12 protein-coding genes are annotated in these 16,230 nt (G+C 45.4%); 7 read left to right on the top strand and 5 right to left on the bottom strand.

All coding sequences use genetic code 11. From position 1 onward, the window contains the following. The first annotated feature begins 62 nt into the window (after positions 1-62). Positions 63-3,737 carry an exodeoxyribonuclease V subunit beta gene (gene recB / locus AB4329_RS18115; RefSeq protein WP_372138966.1) on the top strand — a complete coding sequence of 1,225 codons (3,675 nt, stop codon included), beginning with the start codon at positions 63-65 and terminating at the stop codon, positions 3,735-3,737. After that, positions 3,737-5,947, top strand: coding sequence for an exodeoxyribonuclease V subunit alpha (gene recD, locus AB4329_RS18110; RefSeq protein WP_372138964.1), 2,211 nt, complete (start codon positions 3,737-3,739; stop codon positions 5,945-5,947). The genes recB and recD overlap by 1 nt, the downstream gene beginning before the upstream one ends. Positions 5,948-6,028: 81 nt before the next feature. Here recD and AB4329_RS18105 read toward each other — a convergent pair whose 3' ends face one another. Together AB4329_RS18105 and argA are read right to left on the bottom strand one after the other, a co-directional pair. Beyond that, positions 6,029-6,220, bottom strand: coding sequence for a hypothetical protein (locus tag AB4329_RS18105; protein WP_046224581.1), 192 nt, complete (start codon positions 6,218-6,220; stop codon positions 6,029-6,031). Between the two features lie 283 nt (positions 6,221-6,503). Next, positions 6,504-7,841 (bottom strand): amino-acid N-acetyltransferase, encoded by a 1,338-nt coding sequence (gene argA, locus AB4329_RS18100; protein WP_017064194.1) that lies wholly within the window; start codon positions 7,839-7,841, stop codon positions 6,504-6,506. Positions 7,842-8,002: 161 nt separating this feature from the next. On the opposite strand from argA, the gene AB4329_RS18095 reads away from it, so the two are divergent. The 4 genes from AB4329_RS18095 to csdE all read left to right on the top strand — a co-directional run bounded on the left by AB4329_RS18095 (position 8,003) and on the right by csdE (position 11,059). After that, the gene (locus AB4329_RS18095; RefSeq protein WP_017064193.1) at positions 8,003-8,476 is read left to right on the top strand and encodes a DUF2850 domain-containing protein; all 474 of its coding nucleotides are present in this window, start codon (positions 8,003-8,005) and stop codon (positions 8,474-8,476) included. 81 nt (positions 8,477-8,557) lie between these two features. Further along, on the top strand, positions 8,558-9,670 hold the full coding sequence (gene mltA, locus AB4329_RS18090) for a murein transglycosylase A (protein WP_017059898.1): 1,113 nt from the start codon (positions 8,558-8,560) through the stop codon (positions 9,668-9,670). Between the two features lie 113 nt (positions 9,671-9,783). Next, the gene (gene tcdA / locus AB4329_RS18085; RefSeq protein WP_065676375.1) at positions 9,784-10,593 is read left to right on the top strand and encodes a tRNA cyclic N6-threonylcarbamoyladenosine(37) synthase TcdA; all 810 of its coding nucleotides are present in this window, start codon (positions 9,784-9,786) and stop codon (positions 10,591-10,593) included. 37 nt (positions 10,594-10,630) lie between these two features. Beyond that, complete coding sequence (gene csdE / locus AB4329_RS18080) at positions 10,631-11,059, top strand: cysteine desulfurase sulfur acceptor subunit CsdE (RefSeq protein ID WP_017059900.1); 429 nt, start codon at positions 10,631-10,633, stop codon at positions 11,057-11,059. 83 nt (positions 11,060-11,142) lie between these two features. On the opposite strand, the gene csdA is transcribed toward csdE, so the two are convergent. The 3 genes from csdA to AB4329_RS18065 all read right to left on the bottom strand — a co-directional run bounded on the left by csdA (position 11,143) and on the right by AB4329_RS18065 (position 14,262). Further along, on the bottom strand, positions 11,143-12,354 hold the full coding sequence (csdA, locus tag AB4329_RS18075; RefSeq protein WP_372138963.1) for a cysteine desulfurase CsdA: 1,212 nt from the start codon (positions 12,352-12,354) through the stop codon (positions 11,143-11,145). Positions 12,355-12,441: 87 nt separating this feature from the next. Beyond that, a complete protein-coding gene (panE, locus tag AB4329_RS18070; RefSeq protein ID WP_372138961.1) occupies positions 12,442-13,335 on the bottom strand; it encodes a 2-dehydropantoate 2-reductase in 894 nt (297 codons plus the stop codon). 111 nt (positions 13,336-13,446) lie between these two features. Continuing rightward, entirely contained in the window at positions 13,447-14,262 is an 816-nt protein-coding gene (locus AB4329_RS18065) for an outer membrane protein OmpK (RefSeq protein ID WP_102320250.1), read from the bottom strand. A 586-nt stretch (positions 14,263-14,848) separates the two neighbouring features. Here AB4329_RS18065 and AB4329_RS18060 point away from each other — a divergent pair. Further along, positions 14,849-16,195 carry a DUF4397 domain-containing protein gene (locus AB4329_RS18060; RefSeq protein WP_372138960.1) on the top strand — a complete coding sequence of 449 codons (1,347 nt, stop codon included), beginning with the start codon at positions 14,849-14,851 and terminating at the stop codon, positions 16,193-16,195. Positions 16,196-16,230 lie beyond the last annotated feature (35 nt).

Raw genomic sequence — 16,230 nt, 5'->3', positions numbered from 1 at the left:
GAATGACGTTTTCCACGCTAGGTCACATTTGTAACAACATATTTATCAGAAGGCAGTAAGGCATGACGACCACAAGCAGTGTTCAGGTAATTGCTCCACAGACACTCGATACCATGACGTTTCCACTTCATGGCGCGCGTTTAATTGAAGCATCAGCGGGTACAGGTAAAACATTTACCATCGCTGGCTTGTACTTACGCCTACTGCTCGGGCATGGCACGGCCGCTCCACAAGGTGATCTGACTGAAGCCACTCGACACCATGAGCCGCTAACCGTAGACCAAATTCTGGTGGTGACCTTTACTGAAGCAGCTACGGCTGAGCTGCGAGATCGTATTCGTGCTCGTATTCATGATGCACGCATTGCGTTTGCACGTGGGCAAAGTGACGACCCAGTGATTGCGCCTTTGTTACAAGCCATCGATGATCATGCTGGCGCGGCTAAAACTCTGCTTAACGCTGAAAGACAAATGGATGAGGCTGCGGTATACACCATTCACGGTTTCTGTCAGCGAATGTTGACTCAAAATGCTTTTGAGTCTGGAAGCCGCTTTGATAACGAATTTGTGACCGATGAAAGCCACCTAAAAGCACAAGTAGTTGCTGACTATTGGCGTAAACAGTTTTACCCGCTGCCCATTCAACTGGCTGGTGAGGTTCGTAATATCTGGGGTTCACCTGCTGCGTTATTAGCAGACGTAAATCGTTATCTGACAGGATCTCCGCTGAAATTGACGGTAGATGCGATGTCGGGCGACTTGCAAACTCTGCACAACCAAAACCTAGATAAAGTGAAGCAACTTAAAGCGCTGTGGTGTGAATCCGAAGCGGACTTTTTGGCTTTGATCTCTGCTTCGGATGTGAACAAGCGTAGCTACACTAAGAAATCTCTGCCGACATGGTTAGAAGCTGTGACAGCATGGGCGCAGAGCGACACTCATGATTATCAATATCCAGATAAGTTAGAGAAGTTCTCGCAAGCCACTCTCATTGAAAAAACACCGAAAGGCACTGCACCTCAGCATGCAGTTTTCGAAGCGATTGAAGATTTCTTAAATCACCCAGCCGACTTGAAAGCTCCATTGCTGGCACATGCGATTACCCATTGTCGAACTATGCTAGCAAAGGCGAAACAGCAAAAGCAGTGGTTATCATTTGATGATTTGTTGACTCAGTTATCTGCGTCGATTGATGTCGATGAGCAGTCCTTGCTGGTGGAAAGAATTCGCACACTCTACCCAGTTGCAATGATCGATGAATTCCAAGATACCGATCCACTGCAATACAGTATTTTTAGCCGAATCTATCTTGATAATCCGCAGTGCGGCTTGTTTATGATCGGTGACCCAAAGCAGGCGATTTATGGCTTCCGTGGCGCAGATATCTTTACCTATATCAAGGCGAGAAACCAAGTTAGTGCTCACTACACCTTAGGCACTAACTGGCGCTCAAGTGCCGATATGGTCAGTGCAGTAAACCAAGTGTTTATGAATTCGGACAGCCCGTTTATCTACGATCAAGACATTCCATTTTTGCCCGTTGCTGCCAGTCCATCAGCCGACAAACGCCAATGGGTGATGAACGGAGAAACTCAGCACGCACTTACCTTTTGGCTGCAAGAGGCTGAAGATAAGCCATTGCCGAAAGGTGAATATCACAAGGCAATGGCAGAAGCGACAGCGAGTCAAATTCAAACTATTCTGACCGCTTCTCAAAATCAACAAGCCTATTTTGATAACGGCAAAAAACAACATGCCGTGAATGCGGGTGATATTGCTGTTTTGGTTCGAACCGGTAGTGAAGGTCGTCTGATTAAGAACGCGTTGTCGGAACAAGGCATTGCGAGCGTGTATTTATCCAACCGAGACAGTGTGTTCACCAGCTTGGTCGCACAAGATATTCAACGTTTGTTGCAGGCGGTGCTGACACCTGAAAATGACCGAGCATTACGCGCCAGTTTAGCGTCGGAGTTGTTTGCTCTGGATGCCGCATCATTGGATGAACTCAACAACGATGAAGTGGTGTGGGAAAACGTCGTTAACGAGTTTAGAGAATATCGTAAGTTGTGGCTTCAGCGCGGCGTGTTGCCAATGCTTCGCAGCGTGATCAGTAAACGACATCTCGCGGAACGCTTACTGGAAGAAGAAAATGGTGAGCGCTCACTCACTGATTTAATGCACATTGGCGAATTGTTGCAACAAGCAAGACAAGAACTCGACAGTGACTATGGCTTGTTGCGTTGGCTGGCTGAAGCAATCTCAGATGCACAAAATGGTTTAGGTGGCAGTGACGACGACATTCAACGCCTTGAATCAGAAAGAAACTTGGTTCAAATCGTTACCATTCATAAATCGAAAGGCTTGGAATATGACTTAGTATTTTTGCCGTTCGTTGCAAGCTATCGTGAAGCGAGTGAAGGTAAGTTCTACGACCATGATTCAGACACCACAGTACTCGATATTACTGGCAGCGACAGTGCCTTAGCGCAAGCCGATAAAGAACGACTAGCGGAAGATTTGCGCCTGGTTTATGTAGCGCTGACTCGTGCGGTTTATGGCTGTTTTATTGGTATAGCGCCACTGCGTAAAGGGCGTTCAACCAAAGAATCGACAGGCGTGCATTTGAGTGCGATGGGCTACTTGGTTCAAAACGGACAAGAGCAGGGTATTGCCGAATTGCATCAAGCTCTAACGGCAATTGAAGGCAAAAATTCAAGTGTGCTGTTAGCCGAAACACCAACCGCTCATGAACAGGTGTTTGTACAAACAGAGCAAGTGAGTGACGACTTACATGCTAATGAACTCAAGGCTTCAATCGACCGAGCTTGGCGTATCACCAGTTACTCGGGGCTTGTAAAGCAAGGCAGTCACGGCGCGAGCCATGACGCGACCATTGAGGTGTCTGGTTTTGATATTGACTCGGCTGATGAGCAGGATGAGTCTGAGTTGATTGAGCCTGAACGCTCTATCTTTACGTTCCCTCGTGGTGCTCGCCCAGGTACTTTCTTACACACCTTGTTTGAGGAGGTTGAATTTACCGAGCCAGCAACCAGTGAACATAACACGCAAGTAATCACTCACTTATTAGAATCAGAGCAATATGAATTAGAGTGGCTACCTGTGCTTCAGCAACTGGTCGATACAGTGCTGAACACCGCATTAGACGGCAAGAACTTAAAGCTAAGCGAGAAAGACTCGACGCAACGTTTAGTTGAGATGGAATTCTTACTGCCGATCGAAGTATTGGCTGCATCTGAACTGAATCAAACCATTCAATATCACGATCCATTGTCAGCCAAAGCGGGCGATCTAGGTTTCCAAACCGTGCAAGGTATGTTGAAAGGCTTCATCGATTTGGTGTTTGAGCACCAAGGTAAATACTATGTACTCGACTGGAAATCGAATCACTTAGGAGATGATGTTGCTGTCTACCATGGCGAGGCATTGAAATCGGCGATGGCCGACCATCGCTATGATTTGCAATATCAAATCTATGCATTGGCGTTGCACCGTTTCTTACGCAGCCGCGTTGCCAATTACAGCTACGAACAACATTTTGGTGGCGTGTACTACTTGTTCTTACGAGGAATGGACGGCCAATCTCAGCAAGGTATTTTCTCGGCGAAACCAACACTGGCTTTACTTGATGAAATGGATCAATTGATTGACGGTAAAGTGATAGACAGACGTTCGGCACAATTGAATGACGATGAAACTGGACAGATGGGGCTTTTATAATGACAACAACGACCACTAATACCGGCATAGATACTGCGAACACAGCAAAGCCAGTTTCACTTATTCCTGAGCAACTGATGGATGTACTCCAGTTTCTTGCGGATAAGGGTTCTATTCGTCAGTTGGATTATCAATTTGCCCGTTTTCTTGCTCAGCAAGCCACGAGCTACCCTCAAGAGATCGGCTTTCTCGCGGGGGTAGTGAGCCATGAATTAGGCAAAGGACACATTTGTACTCAGCTTATACAGCAGCATACGACAGGCCCTGAACTAGCGGCAGATCTTGCTCAGTTACTTGGGTTATACGGTGAAACTGCACTGCAATTGAACCAAAAACTGTTGGGTATTGATTGGGTGGCTGTGCTTCAATCATCAAACTTAGTGGGAACGACCAACGATTGTGTTAAGCCTCTAATGTTCGATGGGCAGCGTGTCTATTTACAGCGTTATTGGAACTACGAAGTTGTGTTGGCTGAGACCTTAAACCGTTTAAGTAAGCCGGTAGAGTTCAATACTGAGCAGAAAAAAGCGCTGACTGAAACGCTCAATCTGCTTTTTGCACGTAGCTATCATTTTCTGTTTAACGCCTTAGCCAAGGCTGAAGCAAGCCAACAAACGTCTCAGGTATTACGCCAACAATTGGTGTGTGACCATCTTGATATTGTGAATGAGCAGGCTTTAGATTGGGGATCAATCGACCAAGCGATTGTACAAGCTAAGCAGGTAACGGACTTAGATGTGTTGGACGACTTGGTGCCGTTATCGGCATGTTTGAACTGGCAAAAAGTGGCAGCCGCGGTGGCGCTGAGTCGTCGCTTTGCGGTGATTTCCGGTGGGCCGGGTACCGGTAAAACGACCACAGTAACCAAATTACTGTCGGCGATGATCGAGCAATCGCTCAGCCAAGGTAAAACGCCAACGATTAAGCTGGTGGCACCGACAGGTAAAGCGGCGGCGCGTTTAACCGAGTCGATTGGTAAAGCGATTGAGCAGCTGCCATTAGCGCCTGAAGTGAAGGCCAACATACCAACTGAATCGAGCACGTTACATCGATTACTCGGCGCGATTCCTAACCGTGCTGAGTTTAGACATAACCGACGCAATCCACTCCACCTTGATATCTTGGTAGTGGATGAAGCTTCAATGGTTGATCTGTCGATGATGTATAAGCTGGTGGATGCACTTCCTGAGCACGCAAGGCTCATCTTATTGGGTGATAAAGACCAACTCGCTTCAGTAGAGGCAGGTGCTGTGCTCGGTGATATCTGTTCATTCAACTCTGCAGGGTACAGCACAGCGCAAGGCAATTTGATTGCAGAGATGACAGGTTTTGATGCGATAGCTAAACCAAGACAAGACAAAGCTGGAGCGGTGAATCCGCCTGCGATTGCGGATAGCTTGTGTATGCTGCAGAAGAGTTATCGTTTCGATGCGCGCTCCGGTATCGGTCAGCTGGCAAAAGCAATCAATAATGGTTCTGCGAATCAAGTAGACCAAGTGTTTGCCAAAGGTTTTGGCGATATCGAAAACCACCCTCTGTCGAGTGACAGCTATAACCTGATGCTGCGTACTTTGGTTAACGAGTATGGTGCGTACCTCAATAGAATGAATGTGCCGTTGGAAGAGTTAGAAACTCAAGAAGCGAGAGCGAAATCGGTACTCGATTTGTTCAGCCAATGCCGACTGTTGTGTTCCATTCGTGAAGGGGATTTTGGTGTTAAAGGCCTCAACCACAGAATTGAAAGAGCACTGGCCGCAAGGCGTTTGGTGAGCCCTCATAATGATGAGCTGTGGTATCACGGACGTCCTGTTATGGTGACGCGAAATGATCATGGCTTGGGTTTGTACAATGGTGATATTGGTATCTGTATGCTTGAGGCGGGTTCTAGTCAACCTGACTTAACCCCTCGTTTGAAGGTCTATTTTGAGTTGCCCGATGGCAGCGTAAAAGCTGTGCTACCAAGCCGAGTGCCCGATCATGAAACGGCTTATGCAATGACAATACACAAATCTCAGGGTAGTGAATTTGATCTGACCTTAATGATCTTGCCGCCAGATTTCAGCCCTATTTTAACGCGGGAGCTTATCTATACAGGTATTACACGTGCGAAGAAACGACTGATGATGTTCAGCGATACAAATGTGTTGAAGCGTGGGATTAAGGTGAAAACAGAGCGAGTGAGTGGTTTAGGCAGTCGCTTAACGAATTAGTCGTTATGGACGGCTAGAGAAGGTTTTGAACTTAGGGCTAGACAAACACAAAGCAACCATCCTTGGTTGCTTTGAGCGTTATTAGGAATCAGAGCCTAAAAACGCTCGAGTAAACGATATGTGGTTTATCTTGTACTTTGCTTGGCAATTCAAAATAAACTCTTTTAGATTCTCGCTAACAGGGAACACGCAGTGTACGTCTAGCCCTTCTAAGAATTGGTTATCAGCCATATCCCAAAAACTTTGCAGCGAGTTACAAACAATGGTTCTCATATCAATATTGCTCTTTTTGCTGTTTATATTAACGAGCAGAGCTAATGTTAGCGTGCTGGCCGTCAACGGGTATAGCAATCCGTGCAGTGACCACCTCAATGAGTTCGACATGACTATCGAGATGGCAATTCCAATAAAAACATTTGTTAAGATTATTAAAGCGTCTAAATTCTATACAATTATACGTGTGAGTGAAAGTGCATAGTTAATAAATCTCATATAGAAAACGATTACATTTGCAATTATTTTTCCTTTGAAGTGAGATTTTAGTCCAAAACTTTATTTACACATTTAACGCTAAGATTTTTGAGTTACGTTGATAGTTGTACAGCCCCTGTTTTTCCATCGGTAGCTCATCAACTCCGATCTCGTAAAACCCTTGTTCACGGAACCAATGCAGGCTATGTGTGGTTAAAACGAAAATTTGGTCGATATCACGAGACTTCGATTGATGACGCATGTAGTCCAGTAATATTTGCCCGCGGTTGCCATCACGATAATCAGGATGAATAGCCACGCACGCCATCTCCGCCATATGATCTTCCGGGTATGCGTAAAGCGCTGCGCAACCGATAATCAGTCCGTCTTTTTCGATAATCGTAAAGCGGTGAATCTCTTGTTCCAATTGTTCTCTTGAGCGACGAACGAGAATGCCTTGTTCTTCCAAAGGACGAATAAGGTCAAATATGCCACCAATATCGTCAATCTGAGCTTGTCTTACTTGCTCGGCACTCGCCATGACCACTTGGGTTCCAATACCGTCAAAAGAGAACAACTCTTGGATTAATGCGCCATCTACCTTGTAGCTGATTAGATGACAACGAGGCACACCAGCTCGACAAGCGGAGATCGCTCCTTTCAAGAAGCGCAGTGTTCCTGTGCTCATGTCTTCGGCAGGATTTTGAGATTCCGTTAATCGTTCTAGAATTTGCTTGGCATCTTTAGGGAAGAGTTCGGCGAGCACGTTACCGCGTTCATCTGTTACCCCTTGTTCGGAGCAGAAGCCAATCAGCTTGTCGGCCTTTAGACGAATAGCAACTTGGGTAGCGACCTCTTCAGAAAGTAGGTTAAAGCTTTCGCCTGTCACGGAGCTGGCAATAGGGCCAAGCAGTACAATTGAACCTTGGTCAAGCGTGCGATTGATCCCTTCGATATCGATTCGACGAATACGCCCGCTGTGGCAATAATCCGTACCGTCATCCACGCCAAGCGGTTGAGCCGTAATGAAGTTACCACTCATAACATTGAGTTGAGTGCCTGCCATCGGCGTGTTGTTTAAGCTCATTGAGAGGCGTGCGGTGATGGCAAGTTGAAGCTGTCCAGCAGCCTGCATAGCGACGCCCAAAGAATATTCATCAGTGACCCTAATATTCTTGTGATAAGGCGTATGGCAATCTTGCTTGGCGAGCAATTGGTTGATCTGCGGTCTTGCCCCGTGAACGAGAACAATCTTTACTCCAAGGCTGTGGAGCAAGGCTATATCACTAATAATGTTACCAAAGTTCCTGTCGGCAACGGCTTCGCCTCCCAGCATAATGACCATGGTTTTGCCACGGTGAGCATTTACGTAAGGGGTTGATTGTCTGAAACCTTTTACTAGCGCTGTACTTCTTAATTTCACAGAACAAGTCCATTTTGTTTATTTATTCGATAATTTAGCATTTAAATTCAAATGTAAACAACACCTTTTTGGAATAAAGCGCAAACTATTCTTATCTAGGCTTCAATATATAAACTGTCTCAGTGTAGAATGCGCATAGCATCCTTATGAGTAGTCACCGAATGCAACAAGCTCCAGCAACAAAGAACAAAATCGATGAGATAACCAAAGGTCTCTACAGCGAAGCTGATCAGCGCAATCAATCTAAGTTGAAGCGTAAGATCATTGAACGCTGTTTAATGGTTCTAGCCTTAGTGGGTTCGTTTGCGGTGGTTTCTTTGTTCGGCGATGTGCTTTCCCGAGTGCAAAATGCGGCGACGCCCGACAATCTGATATACGGCACTTGGATAGAGCAAGATGTTGCACATTATGCGACCGATGAGTTTGTTCTGAATGCTAATGGTGTGTCAGTTCGTGGGTCTGTTGTTTCGACGAGCTTTGACTTTGATGGAAACTACTTTGAATACAAGGCGGGTGATAAAACCTATCGCTTCCGCATGACCAATTCTGACAATACAGAAATGGTGCTCGATTCTGACAGTCACTACAATCCCATCTTCCGCCTTAAGGGCCATATCGATAACTCCGTCCGATAGGTTATCTTCTTGTAAACTCTTACAATCTAAGATTGTGTTATCTGACTGTTTTTGTCATCCTCGATGCATAGAATTTTTAGGATGACTCTTGTGATTAAAAAATGGCTTCCCCTTGTCGCTGCCTCTTTGTTATTTGGCTGTGCTCAACCCACTGATCTTGCTCAGCAACACCTTGATGACGAATTTCCTCGCACCTTGAATAAGGTCGATCAGGTTGAATCCAATAAACCAAGAGACTACACCGCATTTGCAGAACAAGCTGAGATGGTGGTTTCTAAATCCCCTTCGATGGCTAAAATCTATGAGCCGCTTTATCAACAACTCAATGAGTGGGCGATGCTGAGTGGAGATCCAAGCGAGCTAGCGAATTTTGGCGTTCAAACCGCTCAACTAGGTGGTGGTGATAAACAAGGCAATGTTTTGTTCACGGGCTACTTTTCTCCTGTGATGGAGCTGCGCCACGAAGCGAATGAAGAATACCGTTACCCTGTTTACGGGCTTCCTGAGTGTGGCAAAGAGTGTCCAACACGCGAAGAGATTTACAACGGCGCATTAGAAGGTCAAGGCCTTGAGTTAGGTTATTCAGCAAACCGCATCGACCCATTTATGATGGAAGTGCAGGGCAGTGGATTTGTGCACTTCGGTGATGATGACACGCTGCAGTATTTCGCCTACGCGGGTAAGAATAATAAAGCTTATGTGAGCATTGGCCGTGTTCTGATTGAACGAGGCTTAGTTCCACGCGAAAAAATGTCGCTAAAAGCAATCAAAGAGTGGGTATTGGCAAACGATCCTGAAGTAGTGAAAGAGCTGCTTGAGCAAAACCCATCTTTCGTGTTTTTTGAAGCGAGAGACGACCTATCTGTGATGGGTAGCGCGGGCATTCCTCTATTACCGATGGCGGCGGTAGCGGGCGATCGCTCTATCTTACCTATGGGAACACCGATTCTTGCTGAGGTTCCACTACTGAATGCTGATGGTACTTGGAGCGGCGCTCATCAACTAAGACTGCTATTGGTTTTGGATACGGGCGGCGCGGTTAAGCAAAACCATTTGGACCTTTACCACGGCATGGGCCCTCGAGCGGGTACAGAAGCGGGCCATTACAAGCATTTTGGTCGTGTGTGGAAGCTCGGTTTAGATGGCAGCGCAACTGAAGCGCCTTGGGCTTTGCCTCCTGAAAAGGTTGAGTAAGCTACAATAAAAAAGGGCATTGAAAGCGAATCGCTAATCCCCTAGACTTTTTATTCAAGAGTGCGTATAAAACGCACTCTTTTCTTTTTCTCAGAAATAAATTGGCGGCAACAATGCGTGAATTGACCACTCCAGCTTCAGAAAACTATGACCAACGATTTGGTGGCACTCGTCGCCTATATGGCAATAGTGAAGTCGACATACTTAGAGCTGCACACGTGTGCGTGATCGGTATTGGCGGTGTAGGTTCATGGGCGGTTGAAGCGCTTGCTCGTACTGGTTTAGGTGAGCTGACTTTGATCGATATGGATGATGTGTGTGTGACCAACATCAACCGTCAGATCCACGCAATGTCGGGTACCGTTGGTAAAAGCAAAATCGAAGTGATGGCAGAGCGCGTTAAGCTGATTAACCCTGAGTGTAAAGTTAACTTGGTTGACGACTTCATCGGCCCAGACAATCAGGCTGAATACCTATCGAAAGAGTTCGACTTTGTGTTAGATGCGATTGATAGCATGAAAGCTAAGGCTTCACTGTTGGCATATTGTCGTAGCAACAAAATTAAGGTGATCACCACCGGTGGTGCGGGTGGTCAAATCGATCCCACTCAAATCAAAGTGGCTGATCTGACTAAGACGATTCAAGATCCGCTAGCGAAGAAGCTAAAAGATACCCTTCGTCGTCATCATAACTTCCCTAAGAATCCAGCACGTAAGTTTGGTATCGATTGTGTGTTCTCAACTGAACAGCTGAAATACCCTCAAGCTGACGGCAGTGTATGTGCTGCGAAAGCGACAGCAGAAGGTCCAAAACGCATGGATTGTGCGACGGGTTTTGGTGCGGCAACGGTTGTAACAGCGACGTTTGGCTTTGTGGCTGTTTCACGTATCGTCGAAAAGCTGATTCAAAAGCACGCTAAGTAACGTCTTTTACTCAATTAACAATCGACTGGATATTAAAATGACCACATTCCCAAGCTCTCCATTCGGCACTGAAATTACCAGTGATGATATCGTCGCGAAGATGCAGACATTCAGCGGCTGGGAAGACCGTTATCGCCAAGTGATTCAATGGGGTAAGAAACTGCCAACGATGCCTGATGAACTGAAAAGTGAGCAGGTGATTGTCTCTGGCTGTGAAAGCCAAGTGTGGTTGGTTTCTCAAAATATCGACGGTGTTTGGCACTTTTGTGCTGATTCTGATGCGCGTATCGTTCGCGGTCTGATTGCTTTGGTGATGGCTGCGTATGATGGAAAAACATCAGAGCAGGTTCAAGCGTTCGATATTGATGGTTACTTTGAACAAATCGGTCTAATTACCCACCTTAGCCCATCTCGCGGTAATGGACTAAAAGCGATTGTTGCTCAAATCCAAGAGCTAAGTGCTTAATACCTCCTAGATACACAAAAGCAAAAAGGGTTGACGTTAAACGCCAACCCTAAATAATTTCGCTACTCGTTATTCTTTACTATCTATAGCATATCAACGGCTTTTTCTATCGCCGCTACGAGCTTTTCAACATCATCCATGTTGTTGTAAATACCAAATGAAATTCGAACCGTTCCTTTCACATTAAGTGCATCCATTAATGGGTGAGCACAATGATGTCCTGCACGTACTGCGATACCTTGCTGATCCAGTAGAGTCGCTATATCTTGATGGTGAACACCATCCATCACAAAAGTAATCACGCTTGCGTTGTGTTGATACCCTAAAATCTGAATGTCATCTAGTTTACTGAGCGCAAGATAAGTCTCGTGTTGTAGCTGGTGGATATGATTTTCGATATCTTGTTGTGCAAAACCACTTAACCATTCTATTGTGGTGCTTAAGGCAATCGCTCCCGCCACATTTGGTGTGCCCGCTTCGAATTTGCCAGGCAGTTCTGAAAAAGTAGTGCCAGAGAAAGAGACGCGCTCAACCATTTTGCCACCGCCATGCCAAGGTGGCATCGCTTCTAACAATTCAATCTTTCCATAAAGCACACCTATACCTGCAGGGGCATAGAGCTTGTGCCCAGAGAATACGTAGAAATCCGCACCTAAAGCAGCAACATCAATAGGCTCATGAACGATACCTTGCGCGCCATCTACCACCACAATTGCATTCATCTTGTGTGCTTTTTCTATGACAGCTTCAATTGGCTGACGAGAACCCGTTACGTTGGTTACCTGAGCTAATGCAACAATCTTGGTTCGTTCATTTAAAAGCGTATCAAACGCGACTAGGTCAAATTCGCAATCCGGTGTCATCGGTACTTTAACGACTTTAGCCCCGGTTTGTTCTGCCACAATTTGCCAAGGAACTATGTTAGCGTGATGCTCCATTTCACTCACTAAGATCTCATCGCCAGGCTGAAGGGTACTTCTTGCATACGTTTGAGCAATTAGGTTGAGCGCTTCGGTTGCACCGCGAGTCCAGATGATCTCTTTTGAAGAGCTTGCACCGATAAACTGAGCGACCTTATCTCTGGCAGCTTCAAACTGACTGGTCGCGTTCGCTGTTAAGCTATGGCTACCACGGTGCACATTGGCATTCTGCTTCGAGTAATATTGGCTAATGGCATCAATAACCACCTGAGGCTTCTGTGTCGTCGCCGCGCTGTCTAAGTAAATCAACGGTTGTTGATTGATGGTTTGGGATAGCGCAGGAAACTGCTCTCGGATGTGATTGATATCAAGCATCTATTCTTACCTAAAATCTTGGAAATTGGTGCCAGCGTTATGCTTAGCGGTATTGTTATTTTATCGCGACTTGTTGACCGTTGCTGACTAATCTTGATGATTCCAGCTATTTTCTTGCTCTTTGACTTGAGCAAACAGCTTTTGGTTAACAGGAACCTTTATGCCGTGCTTAAGTGCTGTCTTGATTAGATGGCCGCTAATGAAGTCGACCTCTGTCTTGCGTTGGTAAAACATATCCTGCTTCATGGATGAGTTGTTCTGCGCCGTGGCTTGGATGACCTGCTTGACACTTGCTTCTAATCCGTCGAATGAACAAGCGATCTCTTCGGCTTGCATAACTTGTGTTAGCTCTTCAACGATAGAACTTAAAATACCCTCAAACCTTTGGTCTGCAAGTTCACCATTCTTGATTTGTTCCAACCCTGTCAGTGGATTGATAGCACAATTGATGGCGAGTTTAGCCCAAAGCGCGGTTTCTATTTGTGGGTTCCAACTCACAGCGGGGAGAGCATCATCCAATACATCAACCAAAAACGTGCACTGTTGACCCGTTTGGTTAAAAGCACCCAATTGGGTGTGGCCTAACCCTGTATGAGATACATGATTACGGCTGGGTTTGAATGCGGCTTGAGTCGTGGTCGCCAATACAACGGGGTAACCATCGACTTGAGTAGCAATATTATCGACCGCGCCCATTCCGTTATGCATGAACATGAGAATGGTGTCAGAGTCGAGATATTGAAGTAACGGAGTGGTGGCTTCTTCTACTTGCCAAGCCTTGACTGTGAAGATAACCAAATCACTCGTTGATAGCTTGTCGATATTGTTATTGCTGAAGGAAAGTGAAGTTTGCTCATCAAGTGTTAGGTCAATTGAGGTTTCAGGGGAGCGACTCAACAAAGAGACATTATGACCAGCTTGAAGTAGTTTTATCGCCCATAAAGAGCCGATAGCTCCAGGTCCAACAATAGTGATGTTCACAGCAATACCGAGATAAGAAAGTGATGCTGCAAGGATAGCTAGGCATTAAATGAAAGCAATAAAAAATGGCACCCTAGGGTGCCATTTTGGAAACTTTTCTTAGAAGTTCGATTAGAACTTGTAAGTTACTGCAACGTAGTGACCTACGCCAGAAGAATCAGCTTGTGAAGAAGCGTCCCATGGTAGGTCTGCACCATCTTTAAAGCCGTATACATCGCTGTATAGTTTCAGGCCGTAACCAACTGCAAAACGATCTGAGTGCCAGTAGATACCGTTGAACATTGCGCCGCCGTTGCTTACTTGAGCGTACTCATCTTTCATACCGAATTGGTAATCAATGTAACCTTGGTAAGAGATGAATGAACCGTTCTCGAAGAAGTAGAATGGCTTGAACCAGTTAGTCGAGATTTGGAAACCGTTCCAATCTTTTTGGTTTGAGTCGTATGTACCGTAAAGGTTTAGACCCATTTTACCGAACCATGGAACCATTACGTCAGAACCTAGACCAACTTTCTGAGTGTTAACACCACCGTTGTTACCATCCCACTCGAAAAGAGTTGAAAGGTATAGTTCTTCAACTGGACCGAAAGAAAGGTCTTTACCAGTTAGGCCGTCAAGAGACATACGAGGAGCAAACTTCATGAAGATTTTGCCATCTTTGTCTGCTTTGTCGCTGCTTGAGTCTGATGTTAGGTTAAATACATCAACATAGCCGTAAAGGTCGAAGATTCCAGAGCGACCACCAAATTCCATCTCTAGGTAATCATGAGTAGATTCGTAAGGACCTTTCTCGTTGATTGCACCCATGATGTTGAACTGCATCCATTTGTAATCGTTTTTATGGATGTCGCCGTCAGAATAATCCGCTGCCATTACTGGAGCAGAAGTTGCTGCAAGTAGGCCAAGAGTTAAAAGTGATTTACGCATAATGGAACTCTCTATGTTTGAAATAAGTAACCCGCTAATCCGTGCGTGTTTATGATGTCCGAATGCCGAGCATAATAGCGATTTTGTTCTCAAATAAAAGTGAGACAGAGTGAAAATTACAATTATTAAGGTGAGGTTGATCACACTAATGATCTAAATGATGGAACTTTACGGTGGCAATGCATATTGATGCACCTCTAATTCTATTGATTTTGTGAAATTCGATTATTTTGTGGATAAATAGGTGAAATACTGCGCTAAGCAAACGATTCTACTAATTAGAGTGATATGCATATCAAAATCAACAGTATTCTTTTCTAAGCGTTTTCTCTTAAAAAATGACTCATTCAAACCACCTCTTAATCTCGTCTTTGATCTATTTTTGACCAACAGCGTAGTGGAGTTGGAATCAATTGATGGACAACTCATGTGATGACTGCCTAGGGATTTGAACCTAGCTACTTTTTGAATCACGGAGAATTAAAGACAGTTCACTGCACTAGATTTTGAAATACTTTTTAAAGATTAGTTATTGGACTAATCATTTGTGTGACGAACTGGTCTAACTTTTTTGGAGAGAAGACCGATGAAATATTCACCTATACTCGCTGTAGCGATATCAGCCCTTTTCATTGTTGGGTGTGATGATGACGATGAACCAACAACTCAACTACAAGCTGTACATGCATCGCCAGATGCGCCTTTAGCTAACGTTTTAGTCAATAGCCAGGCTCGTTGGAGCGGTGTCGATTATGCTCAGGCATCCGGATACGCCTCAGTAGATCAAGGACAGACAACTCTTCAAGTCGATGTTCAACTCCCAGGTGACGCTGTTGCTACTGTTATTTCTCCAAGCCAATTCGATTTAAGCGGTGAATTAGATTACACCGTGATGGTTGTAGGCGACGCCGATGGATCCAACAATCCTGTAGAGGCTTTGGTTGTTACTCGCCCTGCTGCAGGAACGGCAACAAGTTCAAGCCTAGATGTGCAAGTAGTACACGCGGCAACAGGTGTTGGCGATGTAAATCTGTATGTCACTGGTCCTAGTGATCCATTGGGCGCACCGTTAGGGACTTTAGCTTATAAAGATTTTACTGACGTGCTGAATATTCCAGCTGGTCAGTACCGAGTAAGATTAGAAACAGTGAGCGGAAGTGCTATTGCTTTTGATTCTGGAGAGATAACTCTGGCTGGCGGTAGCGAGCTAACGATCGCGGCTGTGCCAAGAGCTGACTCCAATAGCACTTCTCCAGTAAAATTGATGGTAATGGACGGTTCGGGCTCATCTTTAATCTACGACATGGCAGAAACTGCAGAAGTAAGAGTCGGTCATCTCGTTGATGGCGCCCCAGATGTAGATGTTTTTGTCAACGGAGCTGCATTTGCACCTCTTGCTGATTTGATGTTTAAAGAGATCCGCGGTTTTATCGATTTAGCCGCAGGAAGTTATGACATTGACATCTTTGCTGATGGCACTACAACCAATGCACTGATTGATGCAGATGGAGTCGCGGTATTTGCTGGTATGGATTACAGCATCTATGCAGTAGGGACGGTAACTCCACTGAGTTTGGAACCATTGGTTATTCCTGAAAACCGTCGTCCGGTTGCGACCAGCGCGGTGCTAAACATTACCCACGCCGCTGCTAACCCAATAGCGGCTTCGGTGGATATTTACTTAACAGAAAACGCGGGGATCTCTGGTAGCACTCCAGCGCTAAGTGATGTGAAGTTCAAAGATTACGCGAATGGTATTTATGTGGCAGCGGGATCTTACTACGTGACAATTACTGTAGCAGGAGACCCAACTACTGTTGCCATTGACTCTGCGCCTGCAACTTTGGCTGACGGTGTTGTTTATCAAGTCGTCGCGATTGATGACTCGATGGGTACGGGTTTTAACCTAATTGTCAGTGAAACAACAGACTAGATCTGAAGACAGAACGTAGAAGAGGGTAGATCAAT

The organism is Vibrio sp. 10N.261.54.A5, assembly GCF_041471145.1.
In the GTDB taxonomy this organism is placed as follows: Bacteria; Pseudomonadota; Gammaproteobacteria; order Enterobacterales; family Vibrionaceae; genus Vibrio; species Vibrio crassostreae_C.
The sequence above is the reverse complement of the archived record's forward strand: the minus strand, read 5'-3'. Positions and strand labels throughout refer to the sequence as shown.

Excerpts from the sequence above, each read along its gene's own strand:
- recB (WP_372138966.1), top strand. The coding sequence starts at position 63 with ATGACGACCACAAGCAGTGTTCAGGTAATTGCTCCACAGACACTCGAT.
- recD (WP_372138964.1), top strand. The coding sequence starts at position 3,737 with ATGACAACAACGACCACTAATACCGGCATAGATACTGCGAACACAGCA.
- AB4329_RS18105 (WP_046224581.1), bottom strand. The coding sequence starts at position 6,220 with ATGAGAACCATTGTTTGTAACTCGCTGCAAAGTTTTTGGGATATGGCT.
- AB4329_RS18095 (WP_017064193.1), top strand. The coding sequence starts at position 8,003 with ATGCAACAAGCTCCAGCAACAAAGAACAAAATCGATGAGATAACCAAA.
- mltA (WP_017059898.1), top strand. The coding sequence starts at position 8,558 with ATGACTCTTGTGATTAAAAAATGGCTTCCCCTTGTCGCTGCCTCTTTG.
- tcdA (WP_065676375.1), top strand. The coding sequence starts at position 9,784 with ATGCGTGAATTGACCACTCCAGCTTCAGAAAACTATGACCAACGATTT.
- csdE (WP_017059900.1), top strand. The coding sequence starts at position 10,631 with ATGACCACATTCCCAAGCTCTCCATTCGGCACTGAAATTACCAGTGAT.
- csdA (WP_372138963.1), bottom strand. The coding sequence starts at position 12,354 with ATGCTTGATATCAATCACATCCGAGAGCAGTTTCCTGCGCTATCCCAA.
- AB4329_RS18065 (WP_102320250.1), bottom strand. The coding sequence starts at position 14,262 with ATGCGTAAATCACTTTTAACTCTTGGCCTACTTGCAGCAACTTCTGCT.
- AB4329_RS18060 (WP_372138960.1), top strand. The coding sequence starts at position 14,849 with ATGAAATATTCACCTATACTCGCTGTAGCGATATCAGCCCTTTTCATT.